18 protein-coding genes are annotated in these 20,511 nt (G+C 72.2%); 9 read left to right on the top strand and 9 right to left on the bottom strand.

The annotated features are described in order from the left end of the window. Positions 1 to 18: 18 nt before the first annotated feature. The 3 genes from ACEZDG_RS01585 to ACEZDG_RS01595 are packed head-to-tail and all read right to left on the bottom strand — an operon-like array spanning position 19 to position 2,324. Positions 19 to 690: an NAD(P)H-binding protein gene (locus ACEZDG_RS01585; protein WP_380501351.1), complete on the bottom strand. Its 672-nt coding sequence runs from the start codon at positions 688 to 690 to the stop codon at positions 19 to 21. 31 nt (positions 691 to 721) lie between these two features. Next, a complete protein-coding gene (locus ACEZDG_RS01590) occupies positions 722 to 1,339 on the bottom strand; it encodes a pentapeptide repeat-containing protein (protein WP_380501354.1) in 618 nt (205 codons plus the stop codon). Between the two features lie 34 nt (positions 1,340 to 1,373). After that, entirely contained in the window at positions 1,374 to 2,324 is a 951-nt protein-coding gene (locus tag ACEZDG_RS01595; RefSeq protein WP_380501356.1) for a helix-turn-helix domain-containing protein, read from the bottom strand. Positions 2,325 to 2,410: 86 nt separating this feature from the next. On the opposite strand from ACEZDG_RS01595, the gene ACEZDG_RS01600 reads away from it, so the two are divergent. The 6 genes from ACEZDG_RS01600 (at position 2,411) to ACEZDG_RS01625 (ending at position 8,061) form a co-directional block, all read left to right on the top strand. Next, entirely contained in the window at positions 2,411 to 2,578 is a 168-nt protein-coding gene (locus ACEZDG_RS01600; protein WP_380501358.1) for a hypothetical protein, read from the top strand. An 80-nt stretch (positions 2,579 to 2,658) separates the two neighbouring features. Continuing rightward, positions 2,659 to 3,621, top strand: coding sequence for an alpha/beta fold hydrolase (locus tag ACEZDG_RS01605; RefSeq protein ID WP_380501360.1), 963 nt, complete (start codon positions 2,659 to 2,661; stop codon positions 3,619 to 3,621). Positions 3,622 to 3,821: 200 nt separating this feature from the next. After that, positions 3,822 to 4,025 carry a cold-shock protein gene (locus ACEZDG_RS01610; protein WP_380501362.1) on the top strand — a complete coding sequence of 68 codons (204 nt, stop codon included), beginning with the start codon at positions 3,822 to 3,824 and terminating at the stop codon, positions 4,023 to 4,025. 98 nt (positions 4,026 to 4,123) lie between these two features. Continuing rightward, positions 4,124 to 4,558 carry a MarR family winged helix-turn-helix transcriptional regulator gene (locus tag ACEZDG_RS01615; RefSeq protein WP_380501364.1) on the top strand — a complete coding sequence of 145 codons (435 nt, stop codon included), beginning with the start codon at positions 4,124 to 4,126 and terminating at the stop codon, positions 4,556 to 4,558. A gap of 137 nt (positions 4,559 to 4,695) precedes the next feature. Next, positions 4,696 to 6,291 carry an APC family permease gene (locus ACEZDG_RS01620; RefSeq protein WP_380501366.1) on the top strand — a complete coding sequence of 532 codons (1,596 nt, stop codon included), beginning with the start codon at positions 4,696 to 4,698 and terminating at the stop codon, positions 6,289 to 6,291. A 111-nt stretch (positions 6,292 to 6,402) separates the two neighbouring features. Then, complete coding sequence (locus ACEZDG_RS01625; RefSeq protein ID WP_380501368.1) at positions 6,403 to 8,061, top strand: SpoIIE family protein phosphatase; 1,659 nt, start codon at positions 6,403 to 6,405, stop codon at positions 8,059 to 8,061. A 12-nt stretch (positions 8,062 to 8,073) separates the two neighbouring features. Here the strand turns inward: ACEZDG_RS01625 and ACEZDG_RS01630 are convergent, their stop codons facing one another. Further along, the gene (locus ACEZDG_RS01630) at positions 8,074 to 9,474 is read right to left on the bottom strand and encodes a GH12 family glycosyl hydrolase domain-containing protein (protein ID WP_380501370.1); all 1,401 of its coding nucleotides are present in this window, start codon (positions 9,472 to 9,474) and stop codon (positions 8,074 to 8,076) included. Positions 9,475 to 9,657: 183 nt separating this feature from the next. Next, positions 9,658 to 11,457 (bottom strand): MFS transporter, encoded by a 1,800-nt coding sequence (locus ACEZDG_RS01635; RefSeq protein WP_380501372.1) that lies wholly within the window; start codon positions 11,455 to 11,457, stop codon positions 9,658 to 9,660. Positions 11,458 to 11,701: 244 nt separating this feature from the next. Here ACEZDG_RS01635 and ACEZDG_RS01640 point away from each other — a divergent pair, with 244 nt between their 5' ends. Then, positions 11,702 to 12,103 carry a YciI family protein gene (locus ACEZDG_RS01640; RefSeq protein WP_380501374.1) on the top strand — a complete coding sequence of 134 codons (402 nt, stop codon included), beginning with the start codon at positions 11,702 to 11,704 and terminating at the stop codon, positions 12,101 to 12,103. A 36-nt stretch (positions 12,104 to 12,139) separates the two neighbouring features. Here the strand turns inward: ACEZDG_RS01640 and ACEZDG_RS01645 are convergent, their stop codons facing one another. Then, positions 12,140 to 12,778: a hypothetical protein gene (locus ACEZDG_RS01645; protein ID WP_380501376.1), complete on the bottom strand. Its 639-nt coding sequence runs from the start codon at positions 12,776 to 12,778 to the stop codon at positions 12,140 to 12,142. A 170-nt stretch (positions 12,779 to 12,948) separates the two neighbouring features. On the opposite strand from ACEZDG_RS01645, the gene ACEZDG_RS01650 reads away from it, so the two are divergent. Continuing rightward, positions 12,949 to 13,884, top strand: a complete 936-nt coding sequence (locus tag ACEZDG_RS01650; protein ID WP_380501378.1) for a HEAT repeat domain-containing protein — start codon at positions 12,949 to 12,951, stop codon at positions 13,882 to 13,884. A gap of 7 nt (positions 13,885 to 13,891) precedes the next feature. Here the strand turns inward: ACEZDG_RS01650 and ACEZDG_RS01655 are convergent, their stop codons facing one another. From ACEZDG_RS01655 to ACEZDG_RS01665, 3 genes are all read right to left on the bottom strand, one after another. Next, complete coding sequence (locus ACEZDG_RS01655) at positions 13,892 to 14,980, bottom strand: hypothetical protein (RefSeq protein WP_380501380.1); 1,089 nt, start codon at positions 14,978 to 14,980, stop codon at positions 13,892 to 13,894. A 95-nt stretch (positions 14,981 to 15,075) separates the two neighbouring features. Then, positions 15,076 to 16,281 carry a transglycosylase family protein gene (locus tag ACEZDG_RS01660; RefSeq protein WP_380501382.1) on the bottom strand — a complete coding sequence of 402 codons (1,206 nt, stop codon included), beginning with the start codon at positions 16,279 to 16,281 and terminating at the stop codon, positions 15,076 to 15,078. 32 nt (positions 16,282 to 16,313) lie between these two features. After that, entirely contained in the window at positions 16,314 to 19,427 is a 3,114-nt protein-coding gene (locus ACEZDG_RS01665) for a LysM peptidoglycan-binding domain-containing protein (RefSeq protein WP_380501384.1), read from the bottom strand. Between the two features lie 252 nt (positions 19,428 to 19,679). Here ACEZDG_RS01665 and nagB point away from each other — a divergent pair, with 252 nt between their 5' ends. Continuing rightward, complete coding sequence (nagB, locus tag ACEZDG_RS01670) at positions 19,680 to 20,462, top strand: glucosamine-6-phosphate deaminase (protein ID WP_380501386.1); 783 nt, start codon at positions 19,680 to 19,682, stop codon at positions 20,460 to 20,462. Positions 20,463 to 20,511 lie beyond the last annotated feature (49 nt).

Raw genomic sequence — 20,511 nt, forward strand, 5'->3', positions numbered from 1 at the left:
GGTCAAGCCGCTTGTCCGTCAGCCCTGCTGGGCGCCCGCCTCGGCCACGGCCTGCTCCACCGGGACGTCCCCGGCGATGAGTTCCAGGGTGAGCCCGCTGGTCGCCGGGGCGGCCAGCAGCGCGGCGATCACCGCGGCCACGTCCGCCCGGGTGACGCTGCCGCGTCCGGTCCGCCCGGCCAGCAGCACCCTGCCGGTGGGCGGGTCGTCGGTGAGGCGGCCGGGGCGCAGGATCGTCCAGTCCAGGGCCTGCCGGGCGGCCAGGTCGGCGTCGGCCGCGCCCTTGGCACGCAGATACGCGGCGAAGACCGGGTCGGTGCCGGGCGGGGGCTCGCGGTCGGCGCCCATCGAGGAGAGCAGCACGAAGCGCCGCACGCCGGCCCGTTCGGCCGCGTCGGCGAACAGCACGGCGGCGGCCCGGTCCACCGTGTCCTTGCGGTCGGCGCCGCTGCCGGCCCCCGCGCCCGCGGCGAACACCGCCGCGTCGGCCCCGGCGAGCACCGCGGCGACCTGCTCCACCGTGGCGTTCTCCAGATCGCAGACCACCGGCTCGGCGCCGGCCGCGCGGAGGTCGGCCTCCTGCTGCCCGCTGCCGCGGATCAGGCCGACCGGTGTGTCGCCGCGCGCGGCGAGCAGGCTTTCCAGGTGCAGGGCGATCTGGCCGTGTCCTCCGGCGATGACTGTGCGCATGCCTGCGATGCTACGAGCGAACCGCCCGGAATCAGCGGACCTGCAGGCCCAGCGCCGTGGCGATCTGCGCGGCCTGCTCCAGGCCGATGATCGCGCCGCGGATCTCCGCGGTCAGCGGGTCCAGCGCGGACAGGTCGCTGCCGCGCAGGTCCGCGCCGCCGAGCTTGGCGCCGTGCAGCGTCGCCCCGGACAGGTCGCAGCCGATCAGCACGGCCTTCTCCAGCCGGGCGCCGCCGAGGTCGCACTCGCGCATCCGGACGTCCTCGAAGCTCGCCTGCCGCAGGTCCGCGCCGGGCAGGCCGGTGAAGGACCAGTCCCCGCCGCTGACCTGGAACAGGGTGAAGCTGCAGCGCTGGAACTGACTGCCGACCAGCTTGCAGTCGGAGAACCGGGTGTCGAAGAAGGCGCAGCCGCGGAAGGTGCAGTTGGTGAACGCCGCGCCGGTGTGCCGGGAGGCGTTGAAGCTCACCCCGGCGAAGGTGCACTCGTTGAAGACCGCGCCCTGGGTGCTGACCTCGGTCCAGTCGGTGTCCAGGAAGCTGTACCCGGTGTAGGTGTCGCCTGCGAGCTCGCGCCCGTACCAGTCCTCGGCCCGGACGACCGTGGAGTCGTCCGGGTTGCTGTGCGCGCGGGTGGGTCGGATGGCCATGCCGACATTGAACACCGGGGGTCCGACAATCCCGCTAGCACTGGGTGAACGCCCTGCGGTAGTCCATCGGGGTGACCCCGACCGCCCGGCGGAAGTGGTGCCGCAGCAGCGCGGCGGTCCCGAAGCCGCAGGAGCGGGCGATCTCGTCCACCCCCAGCGTCGACTCCTCCAGCAGCCGCCGGGCCTGCGCCACCCGCTGCGAGGCGAGCCAGCGCTGCGGGGTGGTGCCGGTCTCGGCGGCGAAGCGCCGGGCCAGCGTCCGGGTGGACAGCTGCGCCCTGCGGGCCAGCGAGGCGACGGTGTGCTCGGTGTCCAGGGTCTCCAGCATCCATTCGAGCAGCGGTTCCAGGCTGTCGGCGTCCCGCTCCGGGATCGGGACGGCGATGTACTGCCGCTGGCCGCCGTCCCGCTGCGGGGGGACGACCATCCGCCGGGCGATCACCGTGGCCGGGCCCGAGCCGAGCTCGCGCCGGACCAGGTGCAGGCAGGCGTCGATCCCGGCGGCGGTGCCGGCGCTGGTGATGATGCTGCCCTCGTCCACGAACAGCACGTCGGGGTCGAGCTTCGCCTCGGGGAAGCGCTTGGCGAACTCGTCGGCGTGGCGCCAGTGGGTGGTGCAGCGGCGGCCGTCCAGCAGCCCGGCCGCGCCGAGCAGGAAGGCGCCGCTGCACACGGTCAGGATGGTCGCGCCGCGCGCGGCGGCGGCCCGTACCGCGTCCAGCACCGCGGGCGGGTACTCGCCGCGGATCACCGCGGCCGGGATGGCCACCAGGTCGGCGTCCAGCAGGCCGTCCAGGCCGTGCCCGGGGACGATCTGCGCGCCGACGCTCAGCTGCAGCGGCTCCCCGGGCCGCTCGCCGCAGACCCGGAAGTCGAACGAGGGCACCCCGTCCTCGGTGCGGTCGATCCCGAACACCTCGCAGACCACACCGAACTCGAACGGCGCGGTCAGGTCGATGAGCACCACGGCAACGGTCTTCAGCATGCCGCCAGGATAGCTGGCAGGATTTAGTGGAGATAGGGCTCTACTGCCACTTCTGGCAGGATCGAGACGAGAGAACAATTACTGCCATGACCACAGCAGCGATAGCCCTCGTCCTCCTCTTCGTCCTCGCCTACGCCCTGGAGCGCAACCACCGGCGCCAGTCCGGCCCGCGCCCGCCGCAGACCGGCAGCAGCGACCTCCCCGACCGCGACACCCAGCGGGTCCTCGCCGAACTCGCCGCCCGACGCAACTAGTCTTCTCGGCGACGAAACCTGCCGGTAACCGCCGGCCACACGGCCGCCCTACCCTCGAAGGACCAGGAGGAGGTGCGCTGTTGGAACTGCGCCACCACGTGGTCCACGGCCACCGCAGGGCCTACCGGATCGCCGGGTCGGGCCCGGCCGTGCTGCTGATCCACGGGATCGGCGACTCCTCCGCCACCTGGGCCGGGCTGATCCCCGGACTGGCCGAGAAGCACACCGTGATCGCCCCCGACCTGCTCGGCCACGGCGCCTCCGACAAGCCCAGGGCCGACTACTCGGTGGCCGCGTACGCCAACGGCATGCGCGACCTGCTCGGGGTGCTGGGCATCGAACGGGCCACCCTGATCGGCCACTCGCTCGGCGGCGGGGTGGCGATGCAGTTCGCGTACCAGTTCCCCGAGCGCACCGAGCGGCTGGTGCTGGTCAGCACCGGCGGGGTGGGGCGCGAGGTCAACCCGGTGCTGCGGGCGGTGTCGCTGCCCGGCGCGGACCTGATGCTGTCCTCGCTCAAGCTGCCCGGCGCGCGGCTGCAGACCCACCTCTTCATCCAGCTGATGCGGCTGCTCAACACCGATCTCGGCCAGGACGCCCCGGACCTGCTCAACCTGGTGGACGCGCTGCCCGACGCCACCGCCCGCAGCGCGTTCATCCGCACCCTGCGCGCGGTGGTGGACTGGCGCGGCCAGGTGGTCACCATGCTCGACCGCTGCTACCTGGTCCGCGGTCTGCCGACGATGCTGCTCTGGGGGTCGCGCGACAGCGTCGTCCCGGTGCGGCACGCCTACCACGCCCATGCCGCGATGCCGGGCAGCCGGCTGGAGATCTTCGAAGGCGCGGGCCACTTCCCGTTCCACAGCGATCCGCGCCGATTCCTGGAGGTGGTCGAGGACTTCATCAGCACCACCCACCCGGGCGACTGGAGCGTCGAGCAGTGGCGCGACCTGCTGCGGGACGGCCGCCGCGACACCGAAGGCACCGGCGTCCCACCATCCGGACGAAGCATGGCTAAAAGGGCACGGTTTAAGCCGAGTTGACCATACTGTTGCCTGCTCACCGTAGCCAGGCGAACGCATATCCGATACCTTTCCCGGCAGCAGTCGTGGTTCCGAAGTCTCATGTGCCCGCGGTCCTTGGCCGTGGGCGTTGTGCTGTGCACCAGTCGGAGGACCAGGGCGATCACCTCAACCCTGAGGGCGGGCATCAGGCACGCCCCCAACTCCTGACAGGGAGCAGCATGGCAACCGGCACCGTGAAGTGGTTCAACTCGGAGAAGGGCTTCGGCTTCATCGCCCAGGACGGCGGCGGCGCCGACGTCTTCGCCCACTACTCCAACATCAACGCCCAGGGCTACCGCGAGCTGCTCGAGGGCCAGCAGGTCGAGTTCGAGATCGCGCAGGGCCAGAAGGGCCCGCAGGCCGAGAACATCCGCGTCATCTGACCCGGAGCACACCGGCAGCACCCGCTGCGCCCCGTACCGGCCCCGTCCGGTGCGGGGCGCGGCTGGCTCCGCGGCAACACGGGTAATAGCGTGGCCGCATGGTCCACGAAGAGCAGTTGTCCCAGGCGGTCACCGAGCTGCGGGTGCTGACCGGTCAGCTGATGCGCCGGATGCGCGCCGCGCACGAGTGGGCCGCGCTGACGCTGTCCCAGGCCGCCGTGCTGCACCGGCTGGCGACCGAGGGCCCGGACACCCCGGCCGCACTGGCCCGGGCCGAGCGGGTGCGCCCGCAGTCGATGGGGGCCACCCTCGGCGCACTGGAGCAGCAGGGGCTGGTCGACCGCCGCCCGCACCCCACCGACGGCCGCCAGGTGGTGATGGCCGCGACCGAGAACGGGCTGGCCCTGCTCGCCGAGATCAGGACCGCCAAGGAGAACTGGCTGCTTCAGGCCGTCCGCAGCCACCTCGACCCGGAGGAGCAGCGGACCCTGATCGACTCGGTGGCGCTGCTGCGCCGCCTGGTGGAGTCATAACGGGAAACACCCGCGAAGATTCAACCGTTTGACGCGCCGTCAGTCTGTCGGAAACCAGCCATCGCGCCCTACCATCCGGCCATGGCGGCGCGTCAACGCGCTCCAGGTCCGACCGTGAAAGGCCCGGGAATCCTGAGATGAGCACACCCCCCACCGCACCGCCCTCCGGCTCCTCCGCTGCCTCCTCCTCCGCTCCGAGCGGCTCCGGCTCGGGCGAGAAGGGCCTCAAGGGCAACGCCCTCGGCCTCTTCTCCTCGATCGCCATCGGACTGGCCTCCACCGCCCCGGCCTACAGCCTGGCGGCGACCCTCGGCTTCATCGTGGCGGTGGTCGGGCTGCAGGCGCCGATCATCACCATCCTGGCCTTCATCCCGATGCTGCTGATCGCCTACGCCTACAAGGAGCTCAACCAGGTCGACCCCGACTGCGGCACCACCTTCACCTGGGCCGCCCGCGCCTTCGGGCCCCGCACCGGCTGGATGGGCGGCTGGGGCATCATCATCGCGGACGTCATCGTGATGGCGAACCTGGCCCAGATCGCCGGCTCCTACGGCTTCCAGCTGATCGGCTTCCCCGGGCTGGCGAGCAGCACCACCTGGACCACGGTGGCCGGCGTGGTGTGGATCGCGGTGATGACGGCCATCTGCTACGTCGGCATCGAGATCTCGGCGGCGCTGCAGCGCTGGCTGCTCGGGGTCGAGGTGCTGATGCTGGCCATCTTCTCGGTGACCGCCCTGGTCAAGGCCTACTCGAGCAATGCGCCGGCCGGTTCGCTGCATGTCGCGTGGTCCTGGTTCAACCCCTTCAACGTGCCCACCGCGAGCGCCCTCACCTCCGGCATCCTGCTGGCCGTGTTCATCTACTGGGGCTGGGACACCGCCGTCTCGGTCAACGAGGAGACCGCCGACAAGGAGCGCACACCGGGACGCGCGGCGGTGATCTCCACCGTGCTGCTGCTGGTCATCTACGCGCTGGTGTCCACCTCGGCGCAGTCCTTCGCGGGCGTCGGGACCAAGGGGGTCGGCCTGGGCAACCCGGACAACGCCGGGGACGTGCTGTCCGGGCTGGGCAACGCGGTCTTCGGCGACAAGGGCCTCGGCTGGTTCATGGCCAAGCTGCTGATCTTCATGGTGCTGACCTCCTCGGCCGCGTCCACCCAGACCACGATCCTGCCGACCGCGCGCACCAGCTTCTCGATGGCCGCCCACAAGGCGATCCCCTCGCAGTTCGCCCGGGTGCACCGCAGGTTCCAGACCCCCACCTGGTCCACCCTGGGGATGGGCCTGGCCTCGATCGCCTTCTATGTGCTGCTGGTGCTGATCAGCGGCAATGTGCTCTCCGACTCGATCTCCTCGGTCGGCCTCGGCATCGCCTTCTACTACGGCCTCACCGGCTTCGCCTGCGTCTGGTACTTCCGCAAGGTGCTCACCCGCAGCGTCGGCAACTTCGTGTTCAAGGGCCTGCTGCCGGGCCTCGGCGGCCTGCTGCTGCTGTACTTCTTCTGCTACGCGGCCTTCGACGTCTATGCCGACCCGAACTACGGCGAGACCTCGATCAACCTGCCGCTGTTCGGCGAGACCGGCGGGGTGACCGTGATCGGTATCGGTTCGCTGCTGCTCGGCGTGGTGCTGATGCTGATCCAGTGGGCGGTGCAGGGGTCCTGGTTCCGCGACCCGGACGTGCCGGTGGGCGCGGCGGGCAGCGACGCTCCGCCGATCAACGTGGTCACGTGAGGCCGGACACAACCACACCAAACCTATGAATATCCTACGTATGCTTTACACAACGCCAGAAAGCGGACTAATTGGCGCATACCTCACCCGATCATTCGGAGACGTCGCGGAATGGCCCACGAGCAACTGCCCGCCGCCCACACCCCGCCACTCGCCGCAGCGGCCCACGCCGCCCGCGCAGGTGCCTTTGAGTGGAATCTGATCAGCGGAGAGGTCCTCTGGGACGACGCCGTCTGCCGGATGCTGGGCACGGCCCCCGAGGACGTCGAGGGCCGTGCCGCCGCCTTCCTGGAGGCCCTGCACCCGGACGACTCGGCGCGGATGCCCGCCGCGGTCGCCGAGGTGATCGAGCGCGGCGGCCGGTACCGCTACGGCTACCAGGTGGTGCACCCCGACGGCAGCGTCCGGCGGCTGGAGGAGCGCGGCGAGGTGCTGCTCGGCCCGGACGGACGCCCGCAGCGGGTCCTCGGCCTGATGTTCGACCGCACCGACGAGGGCGCCGAGGCCGGCCGGCCGGACCGCTCCGAAGGAACCGCCGCGCCCTCCGAAGCCCCGGAGCCCGCCGCCGGCCCGGCCGACGCCTTCCTGCTCACCCTCACCCGCGCGCTGGCCCGGGCCGCCAGCGTCGACGATGTGACCCGGGTGATGACCGACATCGCCAGGCCCGCGCTCAACGCCGAGAACCTGCTGATCGAGGCGGAGCCGGACGCGCTGCTGCGCGAGGCCGCAGGGGAGGCGATGCGGCGCGCGATACAGGAGGAGCAGCCGCTCTTCCTGGAGGGCCTCCAGCTGCCGGCCTCCTCGGCCACCCGCTCCTGGGCGGTACTGCCGCTGTCCGGCTCCGACGGCTGGCGCGGCGCCTGCCTCTTCGGCTTCGCCGGCACCAAGTCCTTCGACGACGCCCAGCGCACCCTGTTCACCGCCGTGGCCGGCATCCTGGCCCACTCGCTGTCCCGGGCCCGGCTCTACGACACCGAGCACCAGTGGGCCGCCGAGCTGCAGCGGGCCATGCTGCCGCGCCGGCTGCCGGCCGTCCCGGACCACAGCACCGCGGTGCGCTACCTCCCCGGCACCACCGGGATGGCCGTCGGCGGGGACTGGTACGACCTGCTGCAACTGCCGGACGGACGGGTCGGCCTGGTGGTCGGCGACGTCCAGGGGCACAGCATCGAGGCCTCGGCGGTGATGGGCCAGCTGCGGATCGCCCTGCGCGCCTACGCCGCCGAGGGGCACTCCCCCGGCGTGGTGCTGGCCAGGACCGGACGCCTGCTGGCCGAGCTGGACACCGACCTCTTCGCCACCTGCTGCTACCTCTCGCTCGACCCCGCCACCGGCGCGGTCAGCGCGGCCCGGGCGGGCCACCCGCAGCCGGCCAGGATCCACGCGGGGCAGGGCACCGCCGTCGAGCTGGGCCTGCCCGGCGGCCCGCCGCTCGGGGTGGACCCGGCCGCGTACTACCCGGAGTCGGAGACCGTGCTGGCGCCCGGCGAGACCCTGCTGCTCTACACCGACGGGCTGATCGAGACCCGGCACGAGGACATCGACACCTCGCTGGAACGGCTGCTGGCCACGGTCAGGGAGTGGGTCGGCAGCGCGCCGGGCCCCGACCCGGCCGCGGGCACCACCGCAGGATGGCTGGGACGGCTGGCCGACCACCTGGTCGGCCCGAGCCACGCCAAGTCGCCGCGGGCGGACGACGTGGCAGTCTTCCTGATCCAGCACGATCTGCTGCCGGAAGCCCTGGCACGCCGTCCGCTGCTGACCGCCTGAGCGCGGGCGGGCTCAGCTCGCCGTGCAGCTCAGGCTGGGGACGCCGTTGCTGCCGCTCCAACTGCCCTGGACGCCGAAGGTGGTGCTGGCGCCCGGCGCGACGGCGCCGTTGTAGGACAGATTGGTCGCGGTGACCGCGCTGCCCGACTGGCTCACCGCCGCGTTCCAGGCGCTGGTCTCCTGCTGGCCGTTGGGCCAGGTCCAGGTCACCGTCCAGCCGTGGGTGGCGCTGGTGCCCCGGTTGGTCACGGTGACGGTGTCGGTGAAGCCGGGGTTCCACTGGTTGGTGACCGCCAGCGAGGCCGCGCAGCCGCTGCCGGAACCGCCGCCCCCGGAGCCCGCCTGGGTGGTCGCGGTGACGCTGTTGGACGCGGCGGAGAGGTTGCCGGCCGCGTCGACCGCCTTGACCGTGTAGCTGTAGCCGGTGGAGGCGCTCAGCCCGGTGTCGGTGTAACTGGTGCCGGTGGCCGTGCCGACCAGCGTGCCGCCCCGGTAGACGTTGTAGCCGGTGACGCCGACATTGTCGGTGGAGCCGGTCCAGCTGAGCGCGGCCGAGGAGCTGGTGGTGCCGCTGACCGCCAGGTTGGACGGCGCGGTCGGCGGCTGGGTGTCGCCGCCTCCCCCGCCGCCGGTGCCGCTGGTGGCGTTGAAGGAGAAGCTGCTGGTGGCCAGCCCCTGGCCGCCCTGCCAGATCTCGAAGCCGGCCTCGGCGTCGATCAGGTAGTGCGCGGGGTTGACCGAGCCGCGCGAGACGGCGTCGTTGATCAGCGCCTTGACGTCCAGGTTGCTGAACGAGGTGCCGCCGCCCTGGAGCACATAGGAGATGATCTTCCAGGAGGTCTGCTGCCCGGTCCACACGTTCCAGCTGTGGCCGGCCGCGCTGGAGGTCCCGGTCTGCGACCCGAAGGGCTGGACCCCGCCCCGGCTGTTCAGCCAGATCATGATCTCGGTGCCGTCCGGCTGGCCGGCGGTGGTCGGGGTGGAGTTGATCCACAGGTCGTAGGCGACGTCGTACGCCCCGGAGGCCGGTTGGACCGTGCTCCAGGAACTGGTGGCGCTGCCGAGGCTGCTGATCTGGATCGGGAGGTTGCTGCCGGTGGTGCAGGCCCCCCAGTGGCAGCCCTTGTAGAGGGACGGATAGGTGGCGGGGGCGCCGCTGGTGCCGAGGTTGAAGTTCGCGGTGCTGACCGACCAGGCGGTGCCGCCGCTGGAGGTGACGCACTGCTGGAGGCTGGAGTTCCACTCATTGGCCTGCAGGGTGTACTCGCCGTTGTTGACCGGCAGGGTCCCCTGCGGGGCGCAGGTCGTCGTATCGGCGGCCTGCGCCCCACCGGCTCCCGCGAACGGGATCAGCAGGGCGGCCAGCAGGGCGGCGACAGCGGTCGCGGCCTTGAATTTTGGGAGCGCTACCATGAAAACGAGCACCAAACCTTTCAGCGGGTGGGCCGAATCGTTCACAGGACATGAAGTCAGCGGGCTGACACGCCGTCAAGAGGGGCTGCTGCGTTCAATTATTGAAGTAACTCACGGGAGCGCTCCCAGCAGCCGGGGAGCAGAGATCAGGGGCCGGGGGCGGACGCCCCCGGCCCCTTCGGATCAGTTCTCGCGCAGCGCCTCGCGGACGTCCGCCGCGGAGACCGGCTCGTCGCCGACCGCCGGGCTGGGGAACTCCTCGGGCTGGTCCGGCACCCCGGCCCGCACCGGCTTGATGCCGCCGGTCAGCGCCGAGGCCACCGCGGCGATCAGGCAGGCGCCCAGGGCGAACCAGAAGGCCACGGCCAGGCCGTCCTGGAACGGGCCGGTGATCAGGTGCGGGAAGAAGCTGCGGCCGGTCAGGTAGTCCGCCTTGCCCGACGGGAGGTTCTGCAGCACCTGCGGGCCGAGCAGCTGCTGCATCGGGTTGTAGCCCAGGAAGGCGGCGAACAGCACGGCCAGCGGCGGCAGTTGGGAGATCTGATGAGCCGTCGCATCGGGCACGCCCTGGGCGGCGAGACCGCTGTACATGGCGCTGGGCAGATGGGTCGACAGGCCGACCACGATCAGGCTGAAGAAGACGCCGATGGAGAGCACCATGGCGGAGTTCTGGAAGGTCGCCGTCATCCCGGCCCCGACCCCGCGCCGGTTGGCGGGCACCGAGTTCATGATCTCGGCGCGGTTGGGCGAGGCGAAGAGGCCGGCGCCCAGGCCGTTCAGCATCAGGATCACCGCGAAGACCGGGTAGGAGAAGTTCACCGGCAGCACCATCAGCAGGCCGAAGCTGAGCGCGTTGAGCAGCGCCCCGGCGACGGTGAACAGCCGGGAGCCGAAGCGGTCCGAGAGCAGCCCGGAGATCGGCGCGGCGATCAGCAGGCCGACCGTCATCGGGATCATATAGATGCCGGCCCAGAGCGGGGTCTTGCTGAAGCTGTAGCCGTGCAGCGGCAGCCAGATCCCCTGCAGCCAGATGATCAGGATGAACTGCAGCCCGCCCCGGCCGAGCGCGGTCAGCAGGCTGGCCAGGTTGCCCGCGACGAAGGCCCGGATCCGGAACAGCGAGAGGTTGAACAGCGGTTCGGCGACCCTGGTCTCGATGAAGCCGAAGAGGACCAGCACGATCACCCCGCCGGCCATGGAGCCGATCACCCAGGGGTTGCCCCAGCCGGTGCTGGCGCCGTGGTAGGGCTGGATGCCGTAGGTGATGCCGACCAGGATCGCGATCAGGCCGACGGCGAAGGTGAGGTTGCCCCACCAGTCCATCCTGGCCGGGTTGCGGTGGCCGGTGTCCTTGAGCTTGAGGTAGGCCCAGACGGTGCCGAAGATGCCGACCGGGACCGAGACCAGGAAGATCCAGCGCCAGCCGACCGGGCCGAGCACACCGCCGAGCATCAGGCCGATGAAGCCGCCGGATATACCGGCGATGACGTTGATGCCGAGCGCGGTGCCGCGCTGGTTGACCGGGAAGGCGTCGGTGATGATCGCGGTGGAGTTGGCGAAGATCAGCGCACCGCCGATGCCCTGGACCACGCGCCAGCCGATCAGCCACAGGGCGGCCTGGCTGCCGCTGCCCCAGGTGAGCGAGAGCAGGATGGAGCAGACCGTGAACAGGGCGAAGCCGAGGTTGTACATCCTGACCCGGCCGAACATGTCGCCCAACCGCCCGAAGGAGACCACCAGCACGGCGGTCACCACCATGAACCCCATCATCATCCACAGCAGGTAGCTGGTGTTGTGGGGGTCGAGCGGATTGAGCTTGATGCCCTTGAAGATGTCGGGCAGGGCGATCAGCACGATCGACTGATTGATCATCACCATCAGCATGCCGAGCGTGGTGTTGGACAGCGCGATCCACTTGTAGCGGGGACCGTGCTCGGCATGCGGATCAGCGGCTGGCAGGGAGGGCGCGGTATCGCCGGCCATGGGCTTGTCCTCGTTTCACTGGTTGCTGCCTACAACCTTCTCAAGATTAGATGCAATTGTCATCTATCCATCTCAGCGCACTGGTGCCCGCCCGGGGCGCACGGGAGCGCGGACCGCCGCCTCCGCCGAGAACTGCTCCCGAAGAACTACCGTCGGCGTGTAGAGAACCGGCGTGCGGCTCCGACTGATGGGCGAGGGCGCCGGAGCACCGGCGCACCCGAGACCAGGACCCGAGGAGCACGCCATGAAGTACATGCTGCTGATGCAGTTCAGCCAGGAGTCGGCCGGCTTCCCGCCCATCACCGACTGGACCAAGGACGAGCTCCAGGCGCACATCGCCTTCATGGGCGGCGTCGAGAAGCGGATCTCCGAGACCGGGCGGCTCATCGACGCCCAGGGCCTGGACATGCCGGACAAGGCCAGGATCGTCCGGGCCGGGAGCAGCGGCGAGCCGCTGGTCACCGACGGCCCGTTCTCCGAGACCAAGGAGTTCCTGGCCGGCTACTGGGTGGTCGACCTGCCGTCGCCCGAGTCGGTCTACGAACTCGCCGCCTACATCTCCACCGCCCCCGGCCCGGGCGGACGCCCGCTGAACATGCCGATCCATGTGCAGCCGGTGCTCGACGCGCCCGACCTGCCGGCCTGACCGGTCAGGCGGTCAGCGGCTCAGGCGGTCAGCGGCTCAGCCGGTCAGGTCCAGCACATAGGCCGCGACGGTGCCGTCCGCGGCGCGGCCGATCGCCTGCACCCCGTGCCGGGCAGCGGTGAGCAGCCCGACCAGGTCAGCGCCGGTGACGGGGTCGGCGAGGACCTGCCAGCCCTTGCGGAAGGCGCCGGGCAGCGGGGTGACCGCGGGCAGCCCGGCGGCCTCCGGACGGCGCCGGCCGCGCCGGGCGATCTCCGGGCGGGCCAGCGCCAGCAGGTGCTGCCGGGCGCGCGGATCGGCCGCGGCCGGGCCGAGGCAGAGCAGGTCCGATCGGATCGGGCAGTCCAGACCCCGGTCCGCGACCCAGCGCAGGGCCGGCTGCTCCCCGAACGGGACGACGGCCAGCACCACCACGGGGTCCCCCTGGGCGTCCGGCTCGACCCGGATCCACACCGGGTGCCGCCCGGTCGGCAGGCCGGACGCCGGGAACTCCGGCGACACCGGGAGGGCCGGGTCGGCCGGGAGCAGCACGCCGTCCGGCAGGACGACCTCCCCGGCGCGGAAGGCGGTGAACGGCTGCTCGCGGCGTTGCCCCACCGCGTCCAGGTAGCCGGCGAACAGCCCGCGCGGATCGCCGTTGTTCAGATCGATGTCGTCAGCAGCATCGAGTTCCATCACAACCCTGCCCTGCCTCTCCGTACTCCCCCTGCCCACCCCTGTAGCGTCGCACATGCTCCCACCTAACACCACGCCGCGTGGGGACAGTTGACGATCTATTACCCGGACGTGAATGTTCCGCACAAAAACCAGGCGCGGCAGCACTCACGATCGTTCAGACTGCCCGTATGGAGACAAGCGCGCAGCAGGCGCTGCGGCTGGGGGTCGAGCTGCTCGGCGCCGAGGACCCGGAGGACCGCGCGACCGGCTGCGACCTGCTCGGCGACGCCGGCAACCAGCACGCCGAGGTGCGCACCGAGGCGGCGACCGCGCTGGTGGCACTGGCCGGACGGGAGCAGGAGGGCTGCGTCCTGGCCCGGCTGGCCCGCGCCCTGGAGTACCTCGACGACCCGCGCTCGATCCCGGTCCTGGCCGAGCTGTCCTGGCACCCGGATCCGGAGGTGCGGGTCATGGTCCCCAACTCGTTCACCCCGCTGACCGGCCCCGAGCCGGACGGGGTCGCCGTCCGCACCTTGATCCGGCTGACCCGGGACGAGGACGACGAGGTCCGCAACTGGGCCGCCTTCGTCCTCGGCTTCCAACTGGAGGTGGACTCGGCGGAGATCCGGGCCGCGCTCTGGGAGCGGACCACGGACCCCTACGGCGAAGCCCGCGAGGAGGGCATCCGCGGACTGGCCCGGCGGCACGACCTGCGGGCGGTCCCGCTGGTGGCCGAACTGCTGCACGCGGACGAAGGAGCTCACTGGCACACCTTCGCGGCGGCGCAGTACCTGGGCGTATCCGAGCTGCTCCCCTACCTCGACGAGTACGAGCCGGACAGCTTCGGCGTGCCGGAGGCCGTCGCCGCCTGCGACCCGGCCCTGCGCGAGCGGCAGGACGCGGACGCCTGGGAGCTGCTGCACGCGGTGCACCGGCTCTGCCCGGAGTTCGACCCGGTCCTCTACCAGGACCGCTTCGAGCACGGGCTGAAGCTCGGCTCCGGCCTCCCGGCCGCCACCCTGCGCTACAGCACGGCCGCGCTGCTCGAACGGGCCGGCGGCGATCCGCAGCGGGCGGCCGAGCTGGTGGCCGCCGAGCTGGTCGCAGCCGACTGGCGGACGTGACGCCGGGTCAGTGCGCCGCCGGACGGCGGTTCTGCGGGGTGGTCGGGGTGATCATGACCGACGGGGTCCGCCGCGGCCCGGACCAGGCGGCCGGGACCGCGTCGATGTGATGGGCCAGTAGATAGGCCAGCGCCTCGTAGTTGACCCGCCAGCCGCGGAAGTCCGGCCAGGCCTGCTCCGGGGTGCGCTCCATCGGGAAGCCCTGCTGCCGCATCCGGGCCACGCCCGCGAGGAAGTCCTCGTAGCTGAGGTCCAGCGGGTCCTCGGGCGAGGGGTCCGCGTTGTAGCCGATGCCGCGGACCTCGGCCAGGTCGCGCAGGCAGACGAAGCCGGCCCGCAGCGCCATCCGCACCTGGGTCTGCGGGCTGGACGGATTGAACGCCAGCTGCAGCGCGCCCGCGTCCAGCACGGCCAGCAGCGACACCAGCCAGTTGCGGCTGGACCGGGCCGAGCGGAACAGGATCAGCACCGGGTAGGTGGTGTGGCTCTCGTTGACCTGCGCCGCCCAGCGCTCCCAGTTGCCGAACAGCCCCTGCAGCGAGTCCAGCAGTTCGGCCTGGGCGTAGCGGGCCAGGATCTCCGGGCCCCAGGGCGGGCTGCCGGCCCGCGACTGAAGCAGCGTCACCTCGGCCTCGCGGCTCGCGTAGGCGGCGTAGAGCGAGGGCAGATAGCCGATCTGCAGGGCGATCACGATCGGTCCGGTCGCCGCCGCGCAGAAGTCGACCGCGGTGAGGGCGCTGCGGTGGCTGCTCAGGAAGCCGAGCGTGAACAGCGAGGACCCGGCCTCGCCGATCGCCGCCTTGGCGTCGAGATCGCTGACCGCGGCCTCCAGCAGGGCGTAGCCGAGCATGAAGGCCGCCAGCCAGAGGACCAGCGTCAGCAGCAGCGACAGCGGCGCGGCCGGGGCGAGCACCTTGTCCTTGCGCTCGACGCTGCGGCAGCGGTCGGCGACCGCCTGGAACGGGATGTAGAGGGCGCCGCTGACCACCCGGGTGAAGCTGGAGCGGGAGGGCCGGGGGATCACCAGGGTCCGCACCACCGAGGAGAGCGTGCCGAGGACCACCAGCACACCGAGCAGTCCGAGCAGGGGCCGCACAGGACGTCCTTCCGATCGGCACGCGTATCGCCGCGGCCGGAGGAGCAGGCAGGACGATCACGATACGCGATGCCGGGGAAGCGGACCCGTCTCCGTCAGGTCAGCGAGACGCCGTGTCCGGCCAGCCAGGTCAGCGGGTTGATGTCGGAGCCGTACTTCTCGGTGGTGTCGACCTCGAAGTGCAGGTGCGGCCCGGTGACATTGCCGGTCGCGCCGGACAGGCCGAGGGTCGTCCCGGCCGAGACCTGCTCGCCCGCGTGGACGTCGAACTTGGAGAGGTGGGCGTAGAGGCTGTAGCGCCCGTCCTCGTGCCGGACCATCACCATCTTCCCGTAGTCGCCGCCCCACTCGGCCTTGACCACGGTGCCGGCGCCGACCGCGTGCACGGTGGTGCCGACCGGGACCGCGATGTCCACGCCGGTGTGGTGGCCGGCCTGCCAGGGGCCGGGCACGCCGTAGCCCTCGGAGATCCAGTAGTGGGCGCTGATCGGCTTGACGAAGGCGGCCGAGGCATGGGCCTTGGCCGGCGCCGCCTTGGGCTTGGCCTTGGCCTTGGCCACGGCGGGCTTCGCCGGGGCGGCCTTGGCCCCGGTCCTGACCGGGGCGGTCCTGACCGGGGCGGGGCTGTGCCAGGTCAGGTGCTCGCCGGGGAGGATCAGGTTCGGGTTCGGGCCGACGATGGGGCGATTGGCGGCGTAGAGCGGCTCCCAGCCGCCGGGGATCCGCAGCGCCTCGGCGATGCCCGAGAGGGTGTCGCCGTGGCGGACGGTGTGCTCCACGGCGTGGCCCTTGGCCGGAGCCTCGGCCTTCACCGGAGCCTTCACCGGGGCCTTGGCCTTCAGCGGAGCCTTGGCCGGGGCCTTGGCCTTCGTCGACTTGGCGACTGCCGGCTTCGCCGCCGCCGCGCCGTTGCTGCGGGTGAGCCCGGCCCGTACCGAGCACACCGGCCAGGCGCCGGCGCCCTGCCCCTTCAGCACCTTCTGGGCGATGGTGATCTGCTCGGCCTGGGTGGCCCGGTCGGCGGTGTCCGCGTAGTGGGTGCCCCCGTAGGCCGCCCAGGTGGACGCGGAGAACTGCAGCCCGCCGTAGTAGCCGTTGCCGGTGTTGACGTGCCAGTCGCCGCTGGACTCGCAGGCGGCGACCTTGTCCCAGACCGAGGAGGACGCGGCATGCGCCTGGCCCGAGGCCAGCACCGGCAGCGCGGCGGCGCCGACGGCGGTCGCGCCCGCGGCTCTGGCCAGGGTGGTCCCTGCGGCACCGGGGGGTTGCGGTCGGCGGTGGCGTCCGTTGGCGAGGGTCATCTCGATAGCTCCTTCTGCCTTCTGACTGACAGTCAGTGTCTGCTGCGGCGGCTTGAGATCATGCTGAACAGCTGGAGGGTCTCCGGTTCGTAGTCGAGGCAGCCCAGGGCGTCGTTGACCTGGGCCAGCCGGGTGATGGACGCGGCGACATGGTCGCGGTACCCGGCGGTGCTGTAGAGGCGGATCAGTCCCCGGTGCAGGATCTCGGCCTCGGGGACGGCGGCCAGGCCCCGGTGCAGGGCGGCCTCGCAGCCGGGCAGGTCGCCCGCCGCGAAGCAGCGCTTCGCCAGCTCGTGCGAGGCGTCGATGACGGCCGAGATCATGTCCTGGCGGAACGGCTCGGCCCAGGGGTAGAGCTGGTGGGCCCCGAGGAACGGGCCGCCGCGGACCAGGTCGAGGGCCCGCCGCAGGGCCGCGTCCTCGGCCGGGCCCCGGGCGTTCATGCCGAGCCGGTAGAGCTCCTGGAAGTCGGTCCAGTCGCAGCTGACCGCGTGGTGCAGCCGCCAGGCGGTCTCGGAGAGCCACGGGGTGCCGTCAGGGCCCGCGCCCAGCCACGTGCGGAGCCGGTCCATCGCCGCGATCCGGACCCGGGGCGCGCTGCGGGCGGCCATCAGCCGGTCGGTGGCATAGGGGACGGGGTCGAGGACCGCGTCCAGCAGCCGGGGGTCGGGCTCGGGGTGGGTGATCAGCAGCGCGGCCACCGCGGTGAGCCGGCTGGTCTCGGCGGCGTCGGCCGGGGTCGGCCCGGCCGCGCCGATCACCCGGACCGGACCGAGCATCAGGATCCGCGGCGGGAACGCGGCCTCGGCGCTCCCCGACCTGAACCCGGCGGCCTCGGCCGCACGACGGCCGGCGCCGAGGACCGGCAGCAGACTGCCGCCGTGCTTCCCCGGCCCGGCGCTGCCGCGCTCTCCGCCGCCACCGCCGGGCAGGTCCGCGGCCAGCAGCGGGACCGAGGTCGCCGACGCGGCGGGGGCGCCGCCGGTGGCGCGGGAGTGGGAGGCGAGGACCGGGATGACAAAGGGATCGCCGTCCGGGTCGGGCTCCGGCTCCCGCTCGTCCGGGCGGTGGTCGGTCCAGGCCGGTTCCGGCAGGTCGGAGGGCTGCTGGGCGGCCGAGAGGACGGCGATGGCCGCCGCGAACTCCTCCTCGCCGAGCCGCTGCAGCTCCACCGCGAAGGGGAGTCCGGCGGCGACCGGGTGGTGGCCGGGCCGGGCGTCCAGGTGCCAGCCGGGCGCCCCCGCCACAGCGGGGGTGACGGCGGCGACGCAGCGGTGCTCGGGACCGGCCAGTACCCGGTCCAGCGCCAGTAGTTGACTGTGTGTCACCATCTGGTCGGTGCAGAGCAGGGCCGGGGCCCAGGCATCGACGGCGACGCCCTGGGAGCGGGCCGCGCGCGGGTGCTCGGTTCCGCAGTCGGTCAGGGTCTTCTCGACCAGGCCGCGATGTCTCTCCAGATCGGCCAGCGCCTGCTCCGGACCGGCGCAGGTCACCAGCCGTTCGCCGTCCGTGCCGTGGACCAGGCGGCCGACCAGGGCGGCGGCGCTGCCGAGGGTGATCAGCTTCATCCGTCCGGCCAGCGGGCTGGCCGCCAGCTCGGCGACCAGGGCCCGGCTCACCGCGGCGACCTCGTCGGGGGAGCCGTCCAGGTGCAGGTGCCGGACGGTCTCCAGGTCGGCCAGGATGTGCACCCCGTCGACGGTGCGGCCGAGGGTGACCAGGGCCGGGTAGGGCGCCGGAACGTCACGGGCCCGCTCGGCGGAGAGCAGCGCGGCGTCGGGGGCGTGGCAGCGCCACAGCCGGCCGTCGGCCGAGCCGACGAAGGGGGCGATCGCGGGCGCGGGGTCGACCAGGTGCAGGTCGACGCTCCCACCGGGACGCAGCGCGACGGCGGCCAGCACGGGCAGTTCGGCGTCGGTGTCCAGGCAGGCCATACCGAGGGTGCGCAGGGTCCGGTCGAGCAGGTCGAGCCCGGCGGGGTCGGCCATGGCCCGGAGGAAGGTCTCGTACAGCTGCTCCTCGACACCGGGCATGGAGACCCGGCGTCTGGGCGGGCGGCGGCGCTGCTGCAGCACCCGACTGCGGGTCAGCTGGGCGACCAGGCCGGCCGCCAGCAGCGCGCCCGCGCCGATGGCGGCGGGCAGCAGCACCGGGTCGGACGCCTCGGCGCGCGGGCCGGAAGCAGCGTGCGCGGGGGTGGGTAAGGGGACCGGGGTGAGCGCATCCGGCAGCAGTTGCTGCGGCACGGACGGCACGGGCTCGGCAGGCACCGGCTCGGCCGGGGCGACGGTCCTGGCCGGGGACGGTACGGCGACCGCGCCCGGCAGCCGCAGGCGCTCGCCCGGCTGGATCACGTCCGGGTCCGCCCCGATCACCTTCCGGTTGGCGGTGTACACCGACTCCCAGCCGCCGTGCACATGATGCGCGGCGGCGATGCCGCTCAAGGTGTCGCCGCGGTGGACGGTGACCGTCTCCGCTCCCCCGGCCGACGCCGGCAGCAGCAGTTTCCAGCCGGGGGCGAGGGCCGTGTCCGGGTGGAACACGGTGCCCCTGGCGTCCATCACCCGGCCCTGGTTGAGCGCGGCGATGTCGTTCCAGCGTGCGCCGCTGCCGAGCTGCTGCTCGGCGATGGTCCACAGGGTCTCGGCCGGCCGGGCCGCCCGCACGGTGTAGCTGGGGTGGGCCACCGCCGCCTCGGCGGTGGTCGCAGCCGAGGGGGCGGAGGCCGGCGCGGTGATCCCCGGGGGCGGGGCGACCGAGGGCGCCGCGAACGCGCCCGCGGCGGGCAGCAGCGCGAACACCGCGCCCAGCAGCAGCGCGGCGGCGCGCTGGGACCAGCCGAGGGCGGGCAGCCGCCGCGCGGCCCCGCCGCGCAGCCGGGCCCCGAGCTCGACCAGCACGCTCAGCGCGAACATCGCCCAGGCCAGCCAGCCGATCGCGGCCAGCACCCAGACCACCAGCTGGCCCTGGTCCGGCCCGCTGAGCAGGCCGGACAGGCTGGCCGAAAGGTGCAGCCCGCCCGGCCCCGCCAGCGCGAGCGTCCCGTACAGCAGGGTGATGGGCAGGGCAAGGAGCAGCAGTGCCAGCAGGACCAGGCTGGCGAGCGCCCGTAGCAGCGTGACGGCCGTACGCGGCCTCCGGCCCATGGGCGCTCCCCCTCCTCATGTGTGCTCAACGTGTGCCCGCATGTGCGTCTGGTGAACAGCGTGACGGTTTGTTTCACAGATCGGTAGAGGACATGGCAAAAATGCGATGGCTGAAAACCTCGGGCGATCAGTTCACGGGCGCGGACAAGTGTCCGAGGTACGGTCATAGCGGCGGGCGGCAGGCCCTTTCTGCTAAATTGGTCTATACCACGATGTGCTGATCAGACGCACCTCAGAACGAATGGGTCCAGCATGGAAATTGTGATCGTTCCCGACGCCGCCGCAGGCGGCGAGCTCATCGCGGCGGCGATCGCCGACCTGCTGACCCGCAAGCCGGACGCGCTGCTCGGCGTGGCCACCGGATCCACTCCGCTGCCGATCTACCAGGCCCTGGCCGCCCGGGCCCGCGACACCGCCCTGGACGTCACCCGCGCCCGGATCTGCCAGCTGGACGAGTACGTCGGCCTGCCGCAGGGCCACCCCGAGTCCTACCGCTCGGTGGTGCTGCGCGAGGTGGTCGAGCCGCTCGGCCTGACCGAGTCCTCGTTCATGGGCCCGGACGGCAGCGCCGAGGACATCGCCGCCGCCTGCCTCGCCTACGACCGGGCGCTGGCCGAGGCCGGCGGCGTGGACCTGCAGCTGCTCGGCATCGGCACTGACGGCCACATCGGCTTCAACGAGCCCTGCTCCTCGCTGGCCTCCCGGACCCGGATCAAGACCCTGACCCAGCAGACCCGGGTCGACAACGCCCGGTTCTTCAACAACCTGGACGAGGTCCCGCACCACGTCATCACCCAGGGCATCGGCACCATCCTGGACGCCCGGCACCTGGTCCTGCTGGCCACCGGCGAGGCCAAGGCCGACGCCGTGGCGGCGACGGTCGAGGGCCCGCTCTCCGCCCTGGTCCCCGCCTCCGCGCTGCAACTGCACCCGCACGCGACCGTAGTCGTCGACGAGGCCGCGGCGTCCGGGCTGAAGCTGGCCGACTACTTCCGCGCGACCTACGCGGCGAAGCCGGACTGGCAGTTGATCTGATCCTGCGTCAGTGCGGGCGACGGCTCCAACGGGAGCCGCCGCCCGCACT

The sequence above is a fragment of the Streptacidiphilus alkalitolerans genome, assembly GCF_042511045.1.
In the GTDB taxonomy this organism is placed as follows: Bacteria; Actinomycetota; Actinomycetes; order Streptomycetales; family Streptomycetaceae; genus Streptacidiphilus; species Streptacidiphilus alkalitolerans.

What these genes read in the sequence shown, in the direction of transcription:
- ACEZDG_RS01585 (WP_380501351.1), bottom strand. Translation starts at nt 690, where the DNA reads ATGCGCACAGTCATCGCCGGAGGACACGGCCAGATCGCCCTGCACCTG.
- ACEZDG_RS01590 (WP_380501354.1), bottom strand. Translation starts at nt 1,339, where the DNA reads ATGGCCATCCGACCCACCCGCGCGCACAGCAACCCGGACGACTCCACG.
- ACEZDG_RS01595 (WP_380501356.1), bottom strand. Translation starts at nt 2,324, where the DNA reads ATGCTGAAGACCGTTGCCGTGGTGCTCATCGACCTGACCGCGCCGTTC.
- ACEZDG_RS01600 (WP_380501358.1), top strand. Translation starts at nt 2,411, where the DNA reads ATGACCACAGCAGCGATAGCCCTCGTCCTCCTCTTCGTCCTCGCCTAC.
- ACEZDG_RS01610 (WP_380501362.1), top strand. Translation starts at nt 3,822, where the DNA reads ATGGCAACCGGCACCGTGAAGTGGTTCAACTCGGAGAAGGGCTTCGGC.
- ACEZDG_RS01615 (WP_380501364.1), top strand. Translation starts at nt 4,124, where the DNA reads ATGGTCCACGAAGAGCAGTTGTCCCAGGCGGTCACCGAGCTGCGGGTG.
- ACEZDG_RS01620 (WP_380501366.1), top strand. Translation starts at nt 4,696, where the DNA reads ATGAGCACACCCCCCACCGCACCGCCCTCCGGCTCCTCCGCTGCCTCC.
- ACEZDG_RS01625 (WP_380501368.1), top strand. Translation starts at nt 6,403, where the DNA reads ATGGCCCACGAGCAACTGCCCGCCGCCCACACCCCGCCACTCGCCGCA.
- ACEZDG_RS01630 (WP_380501370.1), bottom strand. Translation starts at nt 9,474, where the DNA reads ATGGTAGCGCTCCCAAAATTCAAGGCCGCGACCGCTGTCGCCGCCCTG.
- ACEZDG_RS01635 (WP_380501372.1), bottom strand. Translation starts at nt 11,457, where the DNA reads ATGGCCGGCGATACCGCGCCCTCCCTGCCAGCCGCTGATCCGCATGCC.
- ACEZDG_RS01640 (WP_380501374.1), top strand. Translation starts at nt 11,702, where the DNA reads ATGAAGTACATGCTGCTGATGCAGTTCAGCCAGGAGTCGGCCGGCTTC.
- ACEZDG_RS01645 (WP_380501376.1), bottom strand. Translation starts at nt 12,778, where the DNA reads ATGGAACTCGATGCTGCTGACGACATCGATCTGAACAACGGCGATCCG.
- ACEZDG_RS01650 (WP_380501378.1), top strand. Translation starts at nt 12,949, where the DNA reads ATGGAGACAAGCGCGCAGCAGGCGCTGCGGCTGGGGGTCGAGCTGCTC.
- ACEZDG_RS01660 (WP_380501382.1), bottom strand. Translation starts at nt 16,281, where the DNA reads ATGACCCTCGCCAACGGACGCCACCGCCGACCGCAACCCCCCGGTGCC.
- ACEZDG_RS01665 (WP_380501384.1), bottom strand. Translation starts at nt 19,427, where the DNA reads ATGGGCCGGAGGCCGCGTACGGCCGTCACGCTGCTACGGGCGCTCGCC.
- nagB (WP_380501386.1), top strand. Translation starts at nt 19,680, where the DNA reads ATGGAAATTGTGATCGTTCCCGACGCCGCCGCAGGCGGCGAGCTCATC.